This is a genomic window from Variovorax sp. ZS18.2.2 (assembly GCF_024701975.1).
GTDB lineage: Bacteria > Pseudomonadota > Gammaproteobacteria > Burkholderiales > Burkholderiaceae_C > Variovorax.
In genome coordinates this window covers 74,172-91,237 of the sequence record NZ_JANLNM010000009.1, presented here as the reverse complement: position 1 = coordinate 91,237, position 17,066 = coordinate 74,172, and the positions used below count along the sequence as shown (strand labels likewise).

Below are 17,066 nucleotides of genomic sequence, written 5' to 3'. Positions count from 1 at the left end.
CATGCACCCTCATCCCGCGATTCACCACCTCCGCCGCGCGCTGTTGCTGAGCACGCTGCTGGCCCTGACCGCTTGCGCACAGCAGCAGCCCTCCAAGCCATGGAAGACCCCGAACATGACCACTCTCAGTCCTCGTATTCAGCCTCTTTTTGAGAAGACCAAGACCGTGTGCTTCGGTCGATTTTTGATCGATGTGCCGGCCGCGACGGAGATTGTTTGGGGCAGTGTTTCTGTCCCATTGGGGGTAGTGATTGCCAAGGGCGATGCGAGCAAATTGGATCAAATGGTGATCCGTTACGAGACCGAACTCAAAGCCGCTGTTCGTTTCCCTCGAACCAAGGGAGTGAACCAGTACATAGAAACGATTGGTGGCCCTATGAAGGACCAAAAAACAGTTGTCGGATATGAGGGATTCGATGGCTCAGGTCTGCGTATCTATTCCTACCTGGCGATGGGGCCAGACTTGGTTCAGCTGGACGCGTTACCCATGGAAAAAAATAAGGCTAGGGCGATCGGCACCTTGAATGACATGGCTAGTCGGTTACGTCCTCGCAATGAGGATGAAGTCCCCGCCGAGCCCGGCATGTGCATTGAGCATGCATTCCTGTCCGATAGCCCGACGGACGGCCCGTCCAAGCAAGACCTAATTCAGATCGGCTTCCGGCTCAAGGAGTTTCCGGATGTGCATCTTTCCATTCAGTTATCCCCGCCAACTCCTGCATTTGGTGAAAGCAACACTTTCAAATACCAAATGGAGAAGGCGAAAAAGCAGGACCCAACGTCCTACTTCAAGCAGAAGTATTTGCGCGAGGGAAGCGGCAGGAGAATCCATGAGTGGAGCGATGGCTACGAGGCGCTGACGCGCACGCCAGACGAGGCGTCTTCCAAGTCGCACCATGCCTTCATCATGGATTTTCAAGGGGTTGCAGGGGATGCGCTGAAGCCCTATGCGGACATTCAGCTCTCTTCAGGTGTAAGCGGCTCGGGCCTTGGTCGGGATGGCGCCGGATCTGCCAAACCCAGCATCACCGACGAAGAAGCCTTGGCAATCTGGGACAAGATCACCAGCACTATCCGCGTGCGCCCAACAAGCGGTCCCACCGTCAAGAAGACCAGTGACGCGGGTCCTTTGCTGCCGTTGGGCGAACTCGCCGCCACTGGCCGTTCCTGTCCGCAAACCGGGGTGTGGGAGTGCGTGGACGAAGGCAACATCCAGGACGGCCGCCGGCGAACGATTCGTGTCGGCGAGACGATGCCCAGCATTGTTCAAATAGGAACGCCGAGCATGTGGCAGCAGATCAAGGGCGAGACGCCGACCCATCGCAGCGCCACGGTCTGGAAGCTGGTGGGCTACGACACCTCGCTTCCTCCTGCCTCGCCAGCATGAGTTCGCAGAACATCATTCTGGATCACGACCGTTGGCGCAAGGGCACGGGCGGCGCACCGGCTGGACTCACGGGTCAAGCCGACAGCTTTGCATACGTCGGACTCGATCTGAACCTCGCGCAGTTCAGCGCATGCACATTCAACGGCAGCAGTTTCACCGCTACCACATTTCATCAAGCGCAGTGGAGCGCTTGCCAGTTCACTGGCGTGGCCTTCAACGAATGCGACTTCGAGGGCATCGCCATGACTGGATGCACGTTCATCAATTGCAGCTTCAATCGAGTCCAGCTCACGCGCAATACGCTCACCGGCTGCACTTTCGAGTCCTGCCAGTGGAATGAAGTGCTCCTTGATCGCAGCGAGTGGAGCGACGTGAAACTGCTCAACTGCACTGGCAGCGAAGTGACGGGTGACAACCTGCAAGGCGAGCAGGTCAAGTGGGAGGGGAGCCACTTCCAGTCCATGCGCCTGCGCAATGCACGAATCAACATGGCGATGTAGTGCGAGGCCGTAGCAGAAACCGTCTTTCGGAGCGTTCATGCCAAGAGGCATCCCCAACCCCAATCCCATGTACGGAATCTACGGCTATGACGACTACTGGAGTGTCGACATTCGCCGTGACAAGGTGCGCATGGTCAAGGCTTTCTACTTCAACACTCACGGCGGCCGAGAGCGCGCGTTGAAGCATGCCCAAGCCCATCGGGATCAGTTCGTGCGTGACCACTTGCCGGTTTTGAAGCGAGAGATCGCCCAGCGTGTGCGGCGCGACAACAAGAGCGGCGTGGCGGGGGTGTATTTCCGCGAAGAGCCTGGCGGGAAAAACCAGATGTGGATTGCGATGACCAGAGTTAATCCGGACAAGTCCGTCAGCAAGGCCTTTTCGGTAGGCCGATATGGACCGAGGGCGAGAGAACTGGCGATTGCGGAACGACAGGAACAACTCAGGCAGATGACGGGGTACGCCTCGCGACATCCAGCAGACGGATCGATATCCGCTTCCACGGCAATGGATCAGTCGAGCAAGATGGCGGTCGCACCTAGACCACCAACCGATACCCCACCGCCGTTTCAGTCAGCAGATGCTTGGGCTGCGCCGGATCGGTCTCCAGCTTCTGCCGCAGATGCCCCATGTAGATGCGCAGGTAGTGGCTCTGGTCCGTGTGCGACGGCCCCCACACCTCGCGCAGCAACTGGCGCTGCGTGAGCACGCGGCCTGCATTCGCGACCAGCACGGAGAGCAGCCGGTACTCGGTCGGCGTCAGGTGTACCTCGGCGCCGGCGCGGCGCACGATGCGTGCGCCGCGGTCCAGTTCGATCTCGCCGAAGCGGAAGACGGCTTCGGCCGGTTCGTCATTGCCGCCGCCGGCTGCGCGTGGGCGGCGCAGGTTGGCGCGCACGCGCGCCAGCAGCTCGCCGGTACCGAAGGGCTTGGTGAGGTAATCGTCCGCGCCAGCGTCAAGCGCGGCGATCTTGTCGGCCTCGTCGGTGCGGGCGGACAGCACGATGATCGGCACCGCAGACCAACCGCGCACATCGCGGATCAACGAGACGCCATCGCCGTCGGGCAGCCCCAGGTCGAGCACCAGCAGGTCGGGTTGCCGCGTGCCGGCCGCGGCAAGGCCGTCGCGCAGCGTGCCGGCTTCGTGCACCAGCCAGCCTTCGGCCTCGAGCGCGCCGCGCACGAAGCGGCGGATCTGCGGCTCGTCCTCGATCACGATGGCGGTGGGGGATGGCATGGCTTCAGAGTTGGGCTTCGGCCGGTTCGGGCGGCTCGCGGCGTGGCAGGGTAACGGTGAATTCTGCACCGCCGTCGCGCGCATTGGCAGCCGTGATTTCTCCGCCGTGCGCACTCACCACCGCGCGGCAGATCGCCAGGCCCAGCCCAACGCCCGGCGTGGCCGACTCGGCCTCGCCGCGGGTGAACTTGTCGAACAGCTTCTGTTCACGGCCCAGCAATGCTGCGGGCAGGCCGGGACCATGGTCGCTCACCGTGAGCACCAGCGTGCCAGGTTCTGCGCGTGCGCCCACCACGATGGGCGGCGCCCCGTACTTGGTGGCGTTCTCCAGCAGGTTGACGAGCACGCGCTCGATCAGCACCGCATCGAATTCGACCAGCGGAAGGTCCGCATCGAGGGTGGTCTGCACGACGGCATCGCCCAGCGACGTGCGCGCCGCGCGGATCGACGATCCCACCACTTCCTCGACCGACTGCCAGTCGCGCCGCAGATTCACCGCACCGCCGGCGATGCCGCTTTCGAGCCGCGCCATGTCGAGCAGGTTGTTGACCAGCGCATGCAGCTCGTGCGCCTGCGCGACGATGGCGCGCGCCGCGTTGCCGTGTTCTTCGGGCGGCAGGGTCTGCAGCGACTCGGCCAACGCGATCAGCGCGGTGAGCGGTGTGCGCACGTCGTGCGAGATCGCACCGAGCAACGCATTGCGCAGGCGCTCCGATTCCATCTCGACCACGGCTTGCTGCGCCACCTCGACGTAGTGCACGCGCTCCAGCGCGATCGCGATCTGCCGCGCCAGCGTGTCGAGTTGCTGCGCCTGTTCGGGAATCAGCAGCCAGCGCGGCTGCGAGGGCGACAGCGCCAGCACGCCGCGCACGCGCATCGGCGCCTGCAGCGGCACGTAGTGCCACGGCTGCGCCGCCAGCGTGGCGGTCGCGAGGCCTGCAGGTTGCCCGTGGCGAAAAGCCCAATCGGCAACCTGCGCATCGAAGCCCTCCGGTGGCTCCTTCGGCAGCACGAGCTGGTCGGCCGCGTCGGTCACCAGCACCAGCGCATGGCCGCCGAAGTGGCCCTGCACCGCGGCAGCGCCGAGTGTGACGACCTGCGTGCTTTCCAAAGCGGCGGAGAGTTCGCGCGTGAGTTCGAACAGCGAGCGCGCACGCCGCTCGCGGCTGGTCGATACGCCGGCCGCAAAACGCAGCCCCGCAGTGAGCTGCCCCACCAGCAGGCCGACGCCCAGCATGATCGCGAAGGTCAGCACGTACTGCACATCGCTCACCGCGAACGACAGGCGCGGCGGCACGAAGAAATAGTCGAACGCGGCAACGTTCAGCAAGGCAGCCAGCGCCGAAGGCCCGCGCCCGAAGCGCATTGCCACGCCGACCACGCCGAGCAGGAACAGCATCACGATGTTCGAGAGCTCGAGCACACTGGCCAGCGGCGTGCAGACCAGCGTGAGCGCCACGCTCGTAGCCGTCGCCCAGGCGTAGCCGGGCCAGTGGATCGGCGCCTTCTCGTGATCGTCGTCGTCGGCGCGCGGGGTGTTGAGCGTCGTGCGCGACAACCGACGCGCACTGTCGGCACGGCCGACCTCCAGGATGTCGAGTGCGGGCGCACGCTCTGCCAGCGCGCGTGGCAGCGGGACCGGCGTGGCGGGCCACCACCGGCGCCATCCGCCGACCGGCTCGGAGCGCCCCAGCACCAGCGTCGCGCAGTTGAGTCGGCGGGCCTGCTCGGACAGTTGCTCGGCCACGTCGGAACCCGTGAGCACCGCGGTGGCGGCGCCCAGCTCCTCGGCCAGCTTGAGCACCGCGAGGATGCGGTCGCGCTCCTCGGCCGCCAGGCGCTGCAGCCGCGGCGTCTCGACGTACGCCGCGTGCCAGCGCACATTCAGCTGGCCCGCAAGCCGCGCCGCGGTGCGCACCGTCTGCGCCGCGCCTTCGTGCGGGCCGACGCACGCGAGGATCGCACCCGAGGTGTTCCAGGCCTGCAGCGCGCCGCCATTTCCATCTTTGCCATTGCGGCCAGCCGCGCCCGACTGCTCGACCCGCCAGCCGCGCACATCGTCTTCCACATGCTCGGCAGTGCGGCGCAGCGCAATCTCGCGCAGTGCGATCAGGTTGCCCTTGCGGAAGAAATTCTGCGCCGCGCGCTCGGCCTGCTGCGGCAGGTACACCTTGCCGGCTGCGAGCCGCGCGGTGAGTTCATCGGGCGTGACGTCGACCAGCACCACCTCGTCGGCCTCGTCGAGCACGGTGTCGGGCACCGTCTCGTGCACGCGCACGCCGGTGATCGCGCCGACCGTGCCGTTCAGGCTCTCGAGGTGCTGCACGTTGAGGGCCGACCAGACCTCGATGCCCGCGGCCAGCAGCTCCTGCACGTCCTGCCAGCGCTTGGCGTGGCGGGAGCCAGGGGCGTTGGTGTGGGCCAGTTCGTCGACCAGCAGCACGGCGGGCTTGCGTGCGAGGGCAGCGTCGAGGTCGAACTCGGCGAGCGTGCGGCCGCGGTAGTCCAGCTCGCGCAGCGGCAGCGTGTCCAGCCCGGCGAGCAGCGCGGCGGTTTCGCTGCGGCCATGGGTTTCGACCACGCCGATGAGCACATCGCGGCCCGCCGTCCGCTCGCGCTGGGCGGCGCTCAGCATCGCCCAGGTCTTGCCGACGCCGGCGCTGGCGCCGAAATAGATGCGCAGCTTGCCGCGAAGTGCACGTGCCTCGTCGTTGCGCAGCTGCGCAATCAGGGCATCGGGATCGGGGCGGGTATCGGGCATGGATGGCGTCGGATGGCAGCGCAGGTTATCGCATCGGGCCGCCCTTGCGACGCTTGGCCTCGTGCCGCCGCGCGGTGCGCGAGAGCACCCACCAGGCAAAGCCCAGCGGCACGAACAGCGCCGCGAGCGCCAGCAGCGCGTGAAAGAGGTCAGTGACCATCGCGCAGCCCGCAGCGCGACAGGTGCTCACGCCAGCTCACGAGCCGGCCGATCTCGCCGGAGGGCACGCACTCGATCAGGCGGTGCAGCACCTCGGCATAGCTGGCGATGGGCAGGCGGATCATCAGCCGCACGCAGGGTGCATCGCTTTCCTGCGAACAGAGGGCGTGCAGCAGCGGCTCGCAGCGCACCACGCCCGCATCGGGACAGCCCGCGATGCTGCGGCGCACGCGCAGCGCGTCGGCGCAGCAGACGGTGACGTCCAGCACGTAGAACGGACTCGTGGCGGTCATGGGCGCGTGCGTTCGCAGCACGCCGGGGTGTTCACGATAAGCGGCATATGCCATGGTTTTCTCCTCAACGCGCAGTCGAAGAAGCCGAAGAAGTTGGTGCATCGAGCGCGAGATTCAGTGCGAGAACGTTGACGCGCGATTCACCGAGCAGGCCCCAGAGCGCGCCCTGGGTGTTCTTCTCGATCAGCGCGTTGATCTGTTCGACCGGCACCCCGCGCACGCGCGCGACGCGGGCCGCCTGGTAGCGCGCGGCGGCCGGGCTGATGTCCGGATCGAGCCCGCTGCCCGAAGCCGTGACGAGGTCGACCGGCACCGGCGCGGTGTTGCCCGGGTCCGCGGCGCGCAAGGCTTCGACACGCGCCTTGATCGCATCGGTCAACGCCGGGTTGAGCGGGCCCTGGTTCGCGCCGCCCGAAGCGCTCGCGTTGTAGGGCTGCGGCGCGGTGGCCGACGGACGGCCCCAGAAGTGCTTCGGGTCGCTGAAGTTCTGCCCGATGAGTTTCGAGCCGACCGTCGTGCCGTCGAGCACGATCAGGCTGCCCGCCGCTTCCTTCGGAAACACCGCTTTCGCGGCGCCGGTGACGGCCATCGGATAGATGAGCCCGGTGAGCGCGCTCAGCAGTGCGAAGAGCACGATCGCGGGACGGATGATGTTGCCATTGTTGTTCATGAGAAATGCTCCTCAGACCAGGTGGACTGCAACCAGCAGCCAGTCGATCAACTTGATGCCGATGAAGGGGACGAGCAGGCCGCCCAGGCCGTAGATGGCCAGGTTGCGGCGCAGCAGCGCGGCAGCGCCCACCGGCCGGTAGCGCACGCCCTTGAGCGCGAGCGGGATCAGGAACACGATGACGAGCGCGTTGAAGATCACTGCCGAAAGAATGGCCGACGACGGGCTCGCCAGGCGCATCACGTTGAGCGCGCCCAGCTGCGGATACGTCGAGACGAAGATCGCCGGAATGATCGCGAAGTACTTCGCCACGTCGTTCGCGATCGAGAAGGTGGTGAGCGAGCCGCGCGTCATGAGCAGCGCCTTGCCGGTCTCCACCACTTCGAGCAGCTTGGTCGGGTTGGAGTCGAGGTCGACCATGTTGCCGGCCTCCTTCGCGGCCTGCGTGCCGCTGCCCATGGCCACGGCCACGTCGGCCTGCGCGAGCGCGGGCGCGTCGTTGGTGCCGTCGCCGGTCATCGCGACCAGCCGGCCTTGGGCCTGGTACTTGCGGATCAGCGCGAGCTTGTCCTCGGGCGTGGCTTCGGCCAGGAAGTCGTCCACGCCGGCCTCGGCGGCGATGGCCGCGGCAGTGAGCTTGTTGTCGCCGGTGATCATCACCGTCTTGATGCCCATGCGGCGCAGTTCGGCGAAGCGCTCCTTGATGCCGGTCTTGACGATGTCCTTGAGCTCGACCACGCCGAGCACGCGGTTGCCTTCGGACACGGCCAGCGGCGTGCTGCCGCGGCGCGCGGTTTCCTCGGCGGCGCGCAGCATCTCGGCCGGCACGCTGCCGCCCATCGATTCGACATGCCGGCGGATCGCATCGACCGCGCCCTTGCGCAGCAGCATGGCGTCGGTGTCGAGGCTGTTGGGCGCGGCCGGCAGGTCGACGCCGCTCATGCGGGTCTGCGCAGTGAAGGGCACGTAGCGCAGGACCTCGACGGCGGAGGCTTCCAGGCCGTCGCGGCGTGCGAGCTCGACGATGCTGCGGCCTTCCGGCGTTTCATCGGCCATCGAGGCGAGCATCGCGGCGCGCGCGAGCCGGCCCTTCGGCACGCCGGGGGCGGGCAGGAAGGCGCTGGCCTGGCGGTTGCCGTGCGTGATGGTGCCGGTCTTGTCGAGCAGCAACACGTCGACGTCGCCGGCGGCTTCCACCGCGCGGCCCGAGGTGGCGATCACGTTGGCCTGCATCATGCGGCTCATGCCGGCCACGCCGACGGCCGAGAGCAGGCCGCCGATGGTGGTCGGGATCAGGCACACCAGGAGCGCGACCAGTGCGGTGAGCGACACCACGGTGCCTGCGCCCGCGGCCTCCACGCTGAACACCGAGAACGGCAGCAGCGTGACGGTGACCATCAGGAACACGATGGTGAGCGCGACCAGCAGGATGGTGAGCGCGATCTCGTTGGGCGTCTTCTGGCGCTTGGCCGCTTCGACCATGCCGATCATGCGGTCCAGGAACGACTCGCCCGGGTTCACCGAGATGCGCACCACCAGCCAGTCGGACAGCACGCGGGTGCCGCCGGTCACGGCCGAGAAGTCGCCGCCCGATTCGCGCACCACGGGTGCCGATTCGCCGGTGATGGCGCTTTCGTCGACCGAGGCCACGCCTTCGATCACTTCGCCGTCGAGCGGAATCACGTCGCCGGTCTCGACCAGCACGACGTCGCCCTTGCGCAGGTTGGGCGCCTGTTCGGGCAGCCACTGCGCGCCGTGGTGCGGCTCGCTGAGCTTCTTGGCCCAGGTGTCCTTGCGCAGGCCGCGCAGCGAAGCGGCTTGCGCCTTGCTGCGGCCTTCGGCCAGGGCTTCCGCGAAGTTCGCGAACAGCACGGTGAACCACAGCCAGATGGTCACGGCGAGCACGAAGGCGGGCTTCATGCCGGTGTCGCCCGGGAAGCTCAGCGCGTGCACCCAGAGCATGCTGGTGAGGATGCTCCCGATGTAGACGATGAACATCACAGGGTTGCGCCACTGGGTGCGCGGGTTCAGCTTGGCGAAGGCGCCCCAGAGGGCGGGCTTGACCAGCGCTGCATCGAACAGCGAGAGAGAGGTTTTGGTGTTGGCAGTCATGGTGGGCTCCTTATTTCCAGAGCACCAGGTGTTCGACGATCGGCCCGAGGGCGAGCGCCGGCACGTAGTTGAGCAAGCCGACCAGCAGCACGGTGCCGATCAGCAAAGAGACGAACAGCGGGCCGTGCGTGGGCAGCGTGCCGCTGGTGACGGGCAGGCGCTTCTTGGCGGCCAGCGAGCCGGCAATGGCCAGCACCGGCACGATCATCGCGAAGCGGCCGAGCCACATGGCCAGCCCGAGCAGGCTGTTGTAGAAGGGCGTGTTGGCCGAGAGGCCGGCGAAGGCGCTGCCGTTGTTGTTGGCAGCCGAGGTCAACGCGTAGAGGATTTCCGAGAAGCCATGCGCGCCGGGGTTCGCGATGCCGGCCTTGCCGGCGCCCGCGATCACCGCCACCGCGGTGCCGGCCAGCACCAGGATCGGCGTGACCAGGATGGCGATGGAGATGAGCTTCATCTCGCGCACTTCGATCTTCTTGCCCAGGTACTCGGGCGTGCGGCCGATCATGAGGCCCGCGATGAACACGGCGAGCATCGCGAAGATCAGCATGCCGTAGAGGCCGCTGCCGACGCCGCCGAACACCACTTCACCGAGTTGCATGAGCACCATGGGCACCATGCCGCCGAGCGGGGTGAGCGAGTCGTGCATGACGTTCACCGCGCCGCACGAGGCGGCCGTGGTGATGGCGGCGAAGAGGGCCGAGGCGTCGATGCCGAAGCGCACTTCCTTGCCTTCCATGTTGCCGCCGGCCTGCAACGCGCTCGAGACCTGGTCGACGCCGAGCGGGCCGAACAACGGGTTGCCGCCTTGCTCGGCAGGCGTGATCACCATCACCGCGACGACGAACATGATCGTCATCGCCGCAAGCACGGCCCAGCCCTGGCGCATGTCGCCGACGACATGGCCGAAGGTGAAGCACAGTGCCGCCGGGATCAGGAAGATCGCGATCATCTGCAGCAGGTTGGCGAGCGCCGTCGGGTTCTCGTACGGGTGCGCCGAGTTGGCGTTGAAGAAGCCGCCACCGTTGGTGCCGAGCATCTTGATCGCTTCCTGCGAGGCGACCGGGCCCATGGCAAGGGTCTGCGTCTTGGTGGTGGTGTCTTCCATCACCGGAGCGCCCTTCTCGTCCTTGAGCGGCTGGCCGTCGGCGCCGTTCTTCGGTTGCTGGAAGGCGGTGGTCTCGACGGTGTCGACGGCCTTGTAGGCATCGAAGTTCTGGATCACGCCCTGGCCCACGAAGAAGACCGCGAGCACGAACGACAGCGGCACCAGCACCCACAGCGTGATGCGGGTGATGTCGGCCCAGAAGTTGCCGAGCATGCCCTTGCTTCCCGCACCATCGCCCCGACGCGCAAAGCCGCGCACCAGTGCGAAGGCCACCGCGATGCCGGTGGCGGCGGAGAAGAAGTTCTGCACCGTGAGACCGAGCATCTGCGTGAGATAGCTCATGGTCGATTCACCGGCATAGCCCTGCCAGTTGGTGTTGGAGACGAAGCTCACGGCGGTGTTGAAGGCCGAGTCGGTCGACACCGCACCCATGCCGGCCGGGTTCAGCGGCAGCACGCCCTGCAGGCGCTGCAGCGCGTAGACGACGATGGCGCCCACGAGGTTGAAGGCCAGGAGCGCCAGCGCGTAGGTGCGCCAGTTCATCGAGCGCTCGGGGGCAGTGCCCGCGAGCTTGTAGAGCGGCGCCTCGACGCGCTGCATCCAGCGCGGCACGCGCTCGTTGCAGAGCGCGGCGAGGAATTTGCCGACGGGCCAGGCCAGCACGGCGAGTGCGGCGAGGAAAAAGGCCAGGAGGCCCCAGGCGGACGCGGTCATTTCAGAATTCCTCGGCGCAGATCAGCGCGAAGACGAGATAGGCAAACAGGATCACGGCGATGAGCGCGCCGAATCCGTAGAGGACTTCGAGGCTGATCACGATGCTTCTCCGTTGCCGCTTTTCGGCGGGTTCGGTCCCTCGAGCTTGTTCAGCCCTACAACCATGGCCGCTACCACGACCCATAGCGCCAGCAAGGCGCCCATCCAGACGATGTCCATTCAATTGCTCCTGGAGCGAAACACAAGGCCTTCAGTCTCGGCAGACGTCCGTAAAAACGGGGAACAGAGTCGGTGGGGCCGCATAAAGAAAGCGTAAAAACGCGCCGCTTTTTCCAAGCCCCGGCTGTCACAAAGCCGCATGCCCGCACGTCTTCAGGGCAGGCGCCGGCCCGCGGAACCCGCGGATAGCCCGGCCCTATCGGGGTCATTGCGCCGTCTTGCTCGACAGCGCCTTCGACGGCATTCAATAATCAAAGCACTTACTTTGATAAATAACGGATCGAGATCATGAACACACGATCAAGGGCCTGGCTGGTCGCCGGCCTCGCGGTACTGGTGGTGGGAGCGGCCGGCTACGGGCTCGTCAGGCTGAGGCCGGCGCATGCGGAGGGCGGGGGCATGCCGCCGGCCAAGGTGGCGGTAGCGGCTGCGCGGCCGACGGAGATGGCGCGCTTCCTCAGCGGCATCGGCACGCTGGAGGCCAACCGGCAGGTCGAGGTGCCGGCCGAGGTCGAAGGGCGCGTCGCAAAGATCCTCTTCACGCCGGGCGCCGAAGTGCGCGCCGGCCAGCTGCTCGTTCAACTCAACGACGCACCCGAGCAAGGCGACCTGGAGCGCCTGACCGCCCAGCGCGCCAACGCCAAGGCTTTGCTCGATCGCACACGCCGCCTGCTGCCACAGCAGGCCGCCACGCAGGAGCAACTGGAGCAGGCCCAAGCCGGCTTCGACCAGGCCAACGGCGAGCTGCGGCGCATGCAGGCACTGGTCGAGCAGAAGCGCATCAAGGCACCGTTCGATGGCGTGCTCGGCATCCGCAAGGTCAACCTCGGCCAGTTCGTGCGGGCCGGCGACACGCTGGTGTCGCTCACCGACGGCCGCACGCTGTTCGCGAACCTCACGCTGCCCGAGACGGCGCTGCCAGCGCTCAAGCGCAACCAGGCGGTGTCGCTCGCGGTCGATGCGTACCCGGGCCGTGTCTTCCAGGGCAAGCTGAGCGCCATCGAGCCGCAGATCGGCAGCGACACCCGCACCGTGCGGCTGCAGGCCACAGTGGACAACGCCGACGGCGCGCTCACGCCGGGCATGTACGTCAACGGCAAGGTCGCGCTGCCTTCGCGCACCGACGCGATCACCGTGCCCGAAACCGCCATCACCTACAGCACGCACGGCGACTCGGTCTTCGTCGTGCGTCCCGCCGAAAAGGGCGACGGCTTCACGGCCCACCAGGTGTTCGTGAAAGCGGGCGACCGGCAGGACGGCCTCGTCGTCATCGAGCAAGGTTTGAAGGCCGGCGAGAAGGTCGTCACCTCGGGCCAGTTGCGCCTGTACACCGGCGCCGCCGTCGCACCGGCCGGGAAGGACACGCTCGCTCTCACGGAAAGCAAGTCATGAAGTTCACCGACCTCTTCGTGCGCCGCCCCGTGCTGGCGCTGGTGGTGAGCACGCTGATCCTGCTGCTGGGCGCCCGCGCGCTCGGCGACCTGCCGGTGCGCCAGTACCCGCTCACCGAGAGCACCACGCTCACCATCACCACGCAGTACCCCGGCGCCTCGCCGGAGCTGATGCAGGGCTTCGTCACGCAACCGATTGCGCAGGCGGTGGCGACCATCGAGAACGTGGACTACCTCTCCTCGTCTTCCACGCTCGGACGCAGCGTGATCAGCGTGCGCATGAAGCTCAACGCCGATGCCAACCAGGCGCTCACGCAGGCGATGGCGCAGGTGAGCCAGGTCAAGTACCGGCTGCCGGCCGAGGCCTTCGACCCGGTCATCCTCAAGTCGTCGGGCGAGGCCACCGCGGTGGCGTATGTCGGCTTCTCGAGCAAGACGATGCCGGTGCCCGCGCTCACCGACTACCTCTCGCGCGTGGTGCAGCCGCAGTTCGCATCGATCCCCGGCGTCTCGGGCGTCGAGGTGTCGGGCGGGCAGACGCTCGCGATGCGCGTGTGGCTGGACGCCAACCGCATGGCCGCGCGCGGCATCTCGGCCGGCGAGCTGGCCGATGCCTTGCGGCAGAACAACGTGCAGGCCGCGCCCGGGCAGGTGAAGGGCCTCTTCGTCGTCTCGAACATCCGCGTGAACACCGACCTGGTGAACGTGGCCGAGTTCCGCGACATGGTCATCAAGCGCGAAGGCGACGCCCTCGTGCGGCTGGGCGACGTGGCCACCGTGGAACTCGGTGCGGCCAGCGCCGACAGCAGCGCGACGATGGACGGCGACAAGGCCATCTACCTCGGCCTGCAGGCGGCACCCAACGGCAACCCGCTGGTGATCGTGAAGCGCATTCGCGACCTCCTGCCCGGCATCAAGCAGAACATGCCGCCGGGCGTGGAGGTGCAACTGCCCTTCGAGCTCGCGCGCTTCATCGAGGCCTCGATCGACGAGGTGCAGAAGACGCTGCTCGAAGCCATCGCGATCGTGGTGCTGGTGATCTTCCTGTGCCTCGGGTCGCTGCGCGCGGTGCTGATTCCGGTGGTGACGATTCCGCTGTCGATGCTGGGTGCGGCGGCGCTGATGCTGCTGTTCGGCTTCAGCATCAACCTGCTCACGCTGCTGGCGATGGTGCTGGCCATCGGCCTGGTGGTGGACGACGCGATCGTGGTGGTGGAGAACGTGCACCGCCACATCGAGGAAGGCAAGTCGCGCGTGCAGGCCGCATTGATCGGCGCGCGCGAAGTGGCCGGCCCGGTGATCGCGATGACGCTCACGCTGGCCGCGGTGTATGCGCCCATCGGCCTCATGGGCGGACTCACCGGCTCGCTCTTCAAGGAGTTCGCCTTCACGCTCGCGGGCGCGGTGGTGGTGTCGGGCGTGATCGCGCTCACGCTGTCGCCGGTGATGAGCTCGTTCCTCTTGCCGCAGAACGCCACCAGCAGCCGCATGGCGCGCTATGCGGAGTCGTTCTTCCACAAGCTCGCCACCGCCTACGGCCGGCTGCTCGACGTGTCGCTGCACCACCGCTGGGTCACCGGACTCTTCGCGGCCGGGGTTCTGGTGAGCCTGCCTTTCCTCTACAACGCCTCGCAGCGCGAGCTCGCGCCGGGCGAAGACCAGGCGATGGTGCTCACCGTCATCAAGTCGCCGCAGCACGCCAACATCGACTACGTCGAGAAGTTCGGCCAGAAGTGGGACGACGTGTTCGCGGCGCTGCCCGAGAACACCGGCCGCTGGCTCATCAACGGCTCCGACGGCGTATCGAACAGCATCGGCGGCGTGCAGCTGTCCGACTGGAAGGACCGCAAGCGCAACGCCGACCAGATCCAGGGCGAGGTGCAGGCGAGCATGGGCGACGTGGAGGGCAGCAACATCTTCGCGTTCCAGCTGCCCTCGCTGCCGGGCTCCACCGGCGGGCTGCCGGTGCAGATGGTGATCCGCAGCGCGGGCGACCATCGCGCGGTGTTCGAGGCGATGGAAACGCTCAAGACCGCGGCACGCGAAAGCGGCAAGTTCGCCGTGGTCGACAGCGACCTGGAGTTCAACAACCCGGTGACCGAGGTGCGCGTGGACCGCGCCAAGGCCAACAGCATGGGCGTGACGATGAAGGCCATCGGCGACACGCTCGCGGTGCTGGTGGGCGAGAACTACGTCAACCGTTTCGGCATGGACGGCCGCTCGTACGACGTGATCCCGCAGTCGCCGCGCGACCAGCGGCTGTCGGCCGAGGCCCTGTCACGCTACTTCGTGAAGAGTGCGAGCGGCCAGCCCGTGCCGCTCGCGAACCTGGTGACGCTCTCGACCAGCGTCGGGCCCAACAAGCTCACGCAGTTCAACCAGCTCAATGCCGCGACCTTCCAGGCCATTCCGATGCCGGGCGTGACCATGGGCGATGCGGTGGCGTTCCTGAGCGAAGAGGCGAAGAAGCTTCCCGCAGGCTTCAGCTACGACTGGCAATCGGACGCGCGCCAGTTCACGCAGGAGGGTTCGGCACTGGTGGTGGCCTTCGTGTTCGCGATCATCGTGATCTACCTGGTGCTGGCCGCGCAGTACGAGAGCCTGCGCGACCCGCTCATCATCCTGATCAGCGTGCCGATGTCGATCTGCGGTGCGCTGGTGCCGCTGGCGCTGGGCTTCGCGACCATCAACATCTACACGCAGATCGGGCTGGTGACGCTCATCGGGCTCATCAGCAAGCACGGCATTCTGATGGTGGAGTTCGCCAACGAGATCCAGGCGCGCGACAACCTGGAGCGCCGCCCCGCCATCGAGCAGGCCGCGCGCATCCGGCTGCGCCCGATTTTGATGACGACCGCCGCGATGGTGGTGGGCCTGGTGCCGCTCTTGTTCGCGAGCGGCGCGGGGGCCAACAGCCGGTTCAGCATCGGCCTGGTGATCGTGGTGGGCATGCTGGTGGGCACGCTCTTCACGCTGTTCGTGCTGCCCACGATGTACACGCTGCTGGCGCGCGACCACCGCACGGTGGGCCGCTCGCAGCGCACCGCCGAACTCGACGCGCTGGTCGAAGGAGCATGACCATGAACAGACTTTTCAACACCGCACCCTTCTTGCTCAGCGCGCTGGTGCTGGCGGGTTGCGCGGTCGGGCCGACCTACACCGCGCCTTCGGATGCGGCCATCGCCATCTCGGCGCCCGAGCGCTCGCTGTTCGCCAACGACGCGGTACAGCGCGACTGGTGGCGCCAGCTCGACGACCCGCAGCTCGATGCGCTGATCGAACGCGCGCTCGCCGGCAACCACGACATCCGTATCGCCGAGGCGCGGCTGCTGGAAGCCCGCGCCTCGCAGACCGAGGCCGAACTGGATCGCCTGCCCGTCGTGACGGCGGGCGCGAGCAAGACGCGCAGCATCGCGCAGGGCAACGGCACGCCGGCCGATGCGCGCACGCTCGCCCAGAGCAGCCGCGCGGGCTTCGATGCCTCGTGGGAAATCGACCTGTTCGGCCGCCTCAAGCGGCTCGACGAAGCCGCCACCGCGCGCACAGAAGCCAGCGCGGCCGATCTCGAGCAGGTGCGCATCGTGGCCGTGGCCGAACTGGCGCGCAACTACTACGAGATGCGCGGCGCCGAGCAGCGTCTGGCGGTAACGCGCCGCACGCTCGAGAGCCTGCGCAGCAGCCTGCGCGTGACCGAGGCGCAGGTGCAGACCGGCCGCGGGCTCGAAGGCGATCTCGCGAGCGCACAGGCCAACCTCGCGACCACCGAGAGCCAGTTGCCCGCGTTCGAGACCACGCGCCGGCAGGCCGCGTACCGCGTGGCGGTGCTGGCGGGCCTGCGCCCCGCCGAGTTGGAGCCGATGCTGCAGCCGCGGCAACTGCGCGTGCTCGACAAGCGCCTGCCCATCGGCGATGTCGGCGATCTGCTGCGGCGCCGTCCCGACGTGCTGCGCGCCGAGCGCGGCCTCGCGGCCAGCACGGCCGACGTGGGCGCGACGACGGCCGAGCTGTATCCGCGCTTCGACATCGGCGGCTTCCTGGGCTTCATCGCGCTGCGCGGCTCGGACCTCGGCAGTTCGCCCAGCCGTGCCTTCAGCGTGACGCCGGGCGTGAGCTGGCCTGCCCTCCGGCTGGGCTCGGTCAAGGCCCGCGTGCGCGGCGCCGAAGCGCGCGCCGAGGGCGACCGGGCGCTCTACGAGCAGACCGTGCTGCGCGCCATCGAGGATGTGGAGAGCGCCCTCACCGGCTACGGCCAGAACCAGCAACGCCTGCAATCGCTGGTGCAGGCCGCGGCCCGCAGCGGGCGTGCGGCCGAACTGGCCGAAGTCCGCTACCGCGAGGGCGCCGCGCCCTACCTGAGCGTGCTCGATGCGCAACGTACATTGCTGCGTGCGCAAGACGCGGTGGCCGAGGCCGAAACCGCCTCGTACACCAGCCTCGTCGCGCTCTACAAGGCGCTCGGCGGCGGGTGGCAAGCACCCTCCGATGCGAGGGGAGGGCCGGCCGCCTGACAATCGCACCAA

General features: G+C 67.3%; 14 protein-coding genes. 5 read left to right on the top strand and 9 right to left on the bottom strand.

What is annotated here, in order from left to right; genetic code table 11:
- Window position 1: 1 nt before the first annotated feature.
- Together NU688_RS27770 and NU688_RS27765 are read left to right on the top strand one after the other, a co-directional pair.
- The gene (locus tag NU688_RS27770; protein WP_257864068.1) at window positions 2–1,387 is read left to right on the top strand and encodes a T6SS immunity protein Tli4 family protein; all 1,386 of its coding nucleotides are present in this window, start codon (window positions 2–4) and stop codon (window positions 1,385–1,387) included.
- Window positions 1,384–1,887, top strand: a complete 504-nt coding sequence (locus NU688_RS27765) for a pentapeptide repeat-containing protein (RefSeq protein WP_257864067.1) — start codon at window positions 1,384–1,386, stop codon at window positions 1,885–1,887. Before NU688_RS27770 ends, NU688_RS27765 begins: the two co-directional genes overlap by 4 nt.
- Before the next feature lie 536 nt (window positions 1,888–2,423).
- Here the strand turns inward: NU688_RS27765 and kdpE are convergent.
- The 9 genes from kdpE to NU688_RS27720 are packed head-to-tail and all read right to left on the bottom strand — an operon-like array spanning window position 2,424 to window position 11,155.
- Entirely contained in the window at window positions 2,424–3,122 is a 699-nt protein-coding gene (gene kdpE, locus NU688_RS27760; protein WP_257864066.1) for a two-component system response regulator KdpE, read from the bottom strand.
- 4 nt (window positions 3,123–3,126) lie between these two features.
- On the bottom strand, window positions 3,127–5,883 hold the full coding sequence (locus NU688_RS27755) for a DUF4118 domain-containing protein (protein ID WP_257864065.1): 2,757 nt from the start codon (window positions 5,881–5,883) through the stop codon (window positions 3,127–3,129).
- Window positions 5,884–5,908: 25 nt separating this feature from the next.
- Window positions 5,909–6,043 (bottom strand): hypothetical protein, encoded by a 135-nt coding sequence (locus NU688_RS27750; protein WP_257864064.1) that lies wholly within the window; start codon window positions 6,041–6,043, stop codon window positions 5,909–5,911.
- Window positions 6,033–6,389 carry a hypothetical protein gene (locus NU688_RS27745; protein WP_257864063.1) on the bottom strand — a complete coding sequence of 119 codons (357 nt, stop codon included), beginning with the start codon at window positions 6,387–6,389 and terminating at the stop codon, window positions 6,033–6,035. The genes NU688_RS27750 and NU688_RS27745 overlap by 11 nt, the downstream gene beginning before the upstream one ends.
- A gap of 10 nt (window positions 6,390–6,399) precedes the next feature.
- Window positions 6,400–7,005 (bottom strand): potassium-transporting ATPase subunit KdpC, encoded by a 606-nt coding sequence (gene kdpC / locus NU688_RS27740; protein ID WP_257864062.1) that lies wholly within the window; start codon window positions 7,003–7,005, stop codon window positions 6,400–6,402.
- 12 nt (window positions 7,006–7,017) lie between these two features.
- Window positions 7,018–9,117, bottom strand: a complete 2,100-nt coding sequence (gene kdpB, locus NU688_RS27735; protein ID WP_257864061.1) for a potassium-transporting ATPase subunit KdpB — start codon at window positions 9,115–9,117, stop codon at window positions 7,018–7,020.
- Window positions 9,118–9,127: 10 nt separating this feature from the next.
- Window positions 9,128–10,936 carry a potassium-transporting ATPase subunit KdpA gene (gene kdpA / locus NU688_RS27730; RefSeq protein ID WP_257864060.1) on the bottom strand — a complete coding sequence of 603 codons (1,809 nt, stop codon included), beginning with the start codon at window positions 10,934–10,936 and terminating at the stop codon, window positions 9,128–9,130.
- A gap of 1 nt (window position 10,937) precedes the next feature.
- On the bottom strand, window positions 10,938–11,036 hold the full coding sequence (gene kdpF, locus NU688_RS27725; RefSeq protein ID WP_093243136.1) for a K(+)-transporting ATPase subunit F: 99 nt from the start codon (window positions 11,034–11,036) through the stop codon (window positions 10,938–10,940).
- Window positions 11,033–11,155: a hypothetical protein gene (locus NU688_RS27720; protein ID WP_257864059.1), complete on the bottom strand. Its 123-nt coding sequence runs from the start codon at window positions 11,153–11,155 to the stop codon at window positions 11,033–11,035. Before NU688_RS27720 ends, kdpF begins: the two co-directional genes overlap by 4 nt.
- A gap of 288 nt (window positions 11,156–11,443) precedes the next feature.
- Here NU688_RS27720 and NU688_RS27715 point away from each other — a divergent pair, with 288 nt between their 5' ends.
- Genes NU688_RS27715 through NU688_RS27705 form a run of 3 tightly spaced genes read left to right on the top strand, consistent with a single transcriptional unit; the run spans window position 11,444 to window position 17,054 of the window.
- Window positions 11,444–12,547, top strand: coding sequence for an efflux RND transporter periplasmic adaptor subunit (locus NU688_RS27715; RefSeq protein WP_257864058.1), 1,104 nt, complete (start codon window positions 11,444–11,446; stop codon window positions 12,545–12,547).
- Complete coding sequence (locus NU688_RS27710; RefSeq protein WP_257864057.1) at window positions 12,544–15,624, top strand: MexW/MexI family multidrug efflux RND transporter permease subunit; 3,081 nt, start codon at window positions 12,544–12,546, stop codon at window positions 15,622–15,624. Before NU688_RS27715 ends, NU688_RS27710 begins: the two co-directional genes overlap by 4 nt.
- A 2-nt stretch (window positions 15,625–15,626) precedes the next feature.
- The gene (locus tag NU688_RS27705) at window positions 15,627–17,054 is read left to right on the top strand and encodes an efflux transporter outer membrane subunit (protein ID WP_257864056.1); all 1,428 of its coding nucleotides are present in this window, start codon (window positions 15,627–15,629) and stop codon (window positions 17,052–17,054) included.
- Window positions 17,055–17,066 lie beyond the last annotated feature (12 nt).

Coding starts and splice junctions, on each gene's coding strand:
- NU688_RS27770 (WP_257864068.1), top strand. CDS start 2: ATGCACCCTCATCCCGCGATTCACCACCTCCGCCGCGCGCTGTTGCTG.
- kdpE (WP_257864066.1), bottom strand. CDS start 3,122: ATGCCATCCCCCACCGCCATCGTGATCGAGGACGAGCCGCAGATCCGC.
- NU688_RS27765 (WP_257864067.1), top strand. CDS start 1,384: ATGAGTTCGCAGAACATCATTCTGGATCACGACCGTTGGCGCAAGGGC.
- kdpA (WP_257864060.1), bottom strand. CDS start 10,936: ATGACCGCGTCCGCCTGGGGCCTCCTGGCCTTTTTCCTCGCCGCACTC.
- kdpB (WP_257864061.1), bottom strand. CDS start 9,117: ATGACTGCCAACACCAAAACCTCTCTCTCGCTGTTCGATGCAGCGCTG.
- NU688_RS27720 (WP_257864059.1), bottom strand. CDS start 11,155: ATGGACATCGTCTGGATGGGCGCCTTGCTGGCGCTATGGGTCGTGGTA.
- NU688_RS27750 (WP_257864064.1), bottom strand. CDS start 6,043: ATGGTCACTGACCTCTTTCACGCGCTGCTGGCGCTCGCGGCGCTGTTC.
- NU688_RS27710 (WP_257864057.1), top strand. CDS start 12,544: ATGAAGTTCACCGACCTCTTCGTGCGCCGCCCCGTGCTGGCGCTGGTG.
- kdpC (WP_257864062.1), bottom strand. CDS start 7,005: ATGAACAACAATGGCAACATCATCCGTCCCGCGATCGTGCTCTTCGCA.
- NU688_RS27745 (WP_257864063.1), bottom strand. CDS start 6,389: ATGGCATATGCCGCTTATCGTGAACACCCCGGCGTGCTGCGAACGCAC.
- NU688_RS27755 (WP_257864065.1), bottom strand. CDS start 5,883: ATGCCCGATACCCGCCCCGATCCCGATGCCCTGATTGCGCAGCTGCGC.
- NU688_RS27705 (WP_257864056.1), top strand. CDS start 15,627: ATGAACAGACTTTTCAACACCGCACCCTTCTTGCTCAGCGCGCTGGTG.
- NU688_RS27715 (WP_257864058.1), top strand. CDS start 11,444: ATGAACACACGATCAAGGGCCTGGCTGGTCGCCGGCCTCGCGGTACTG.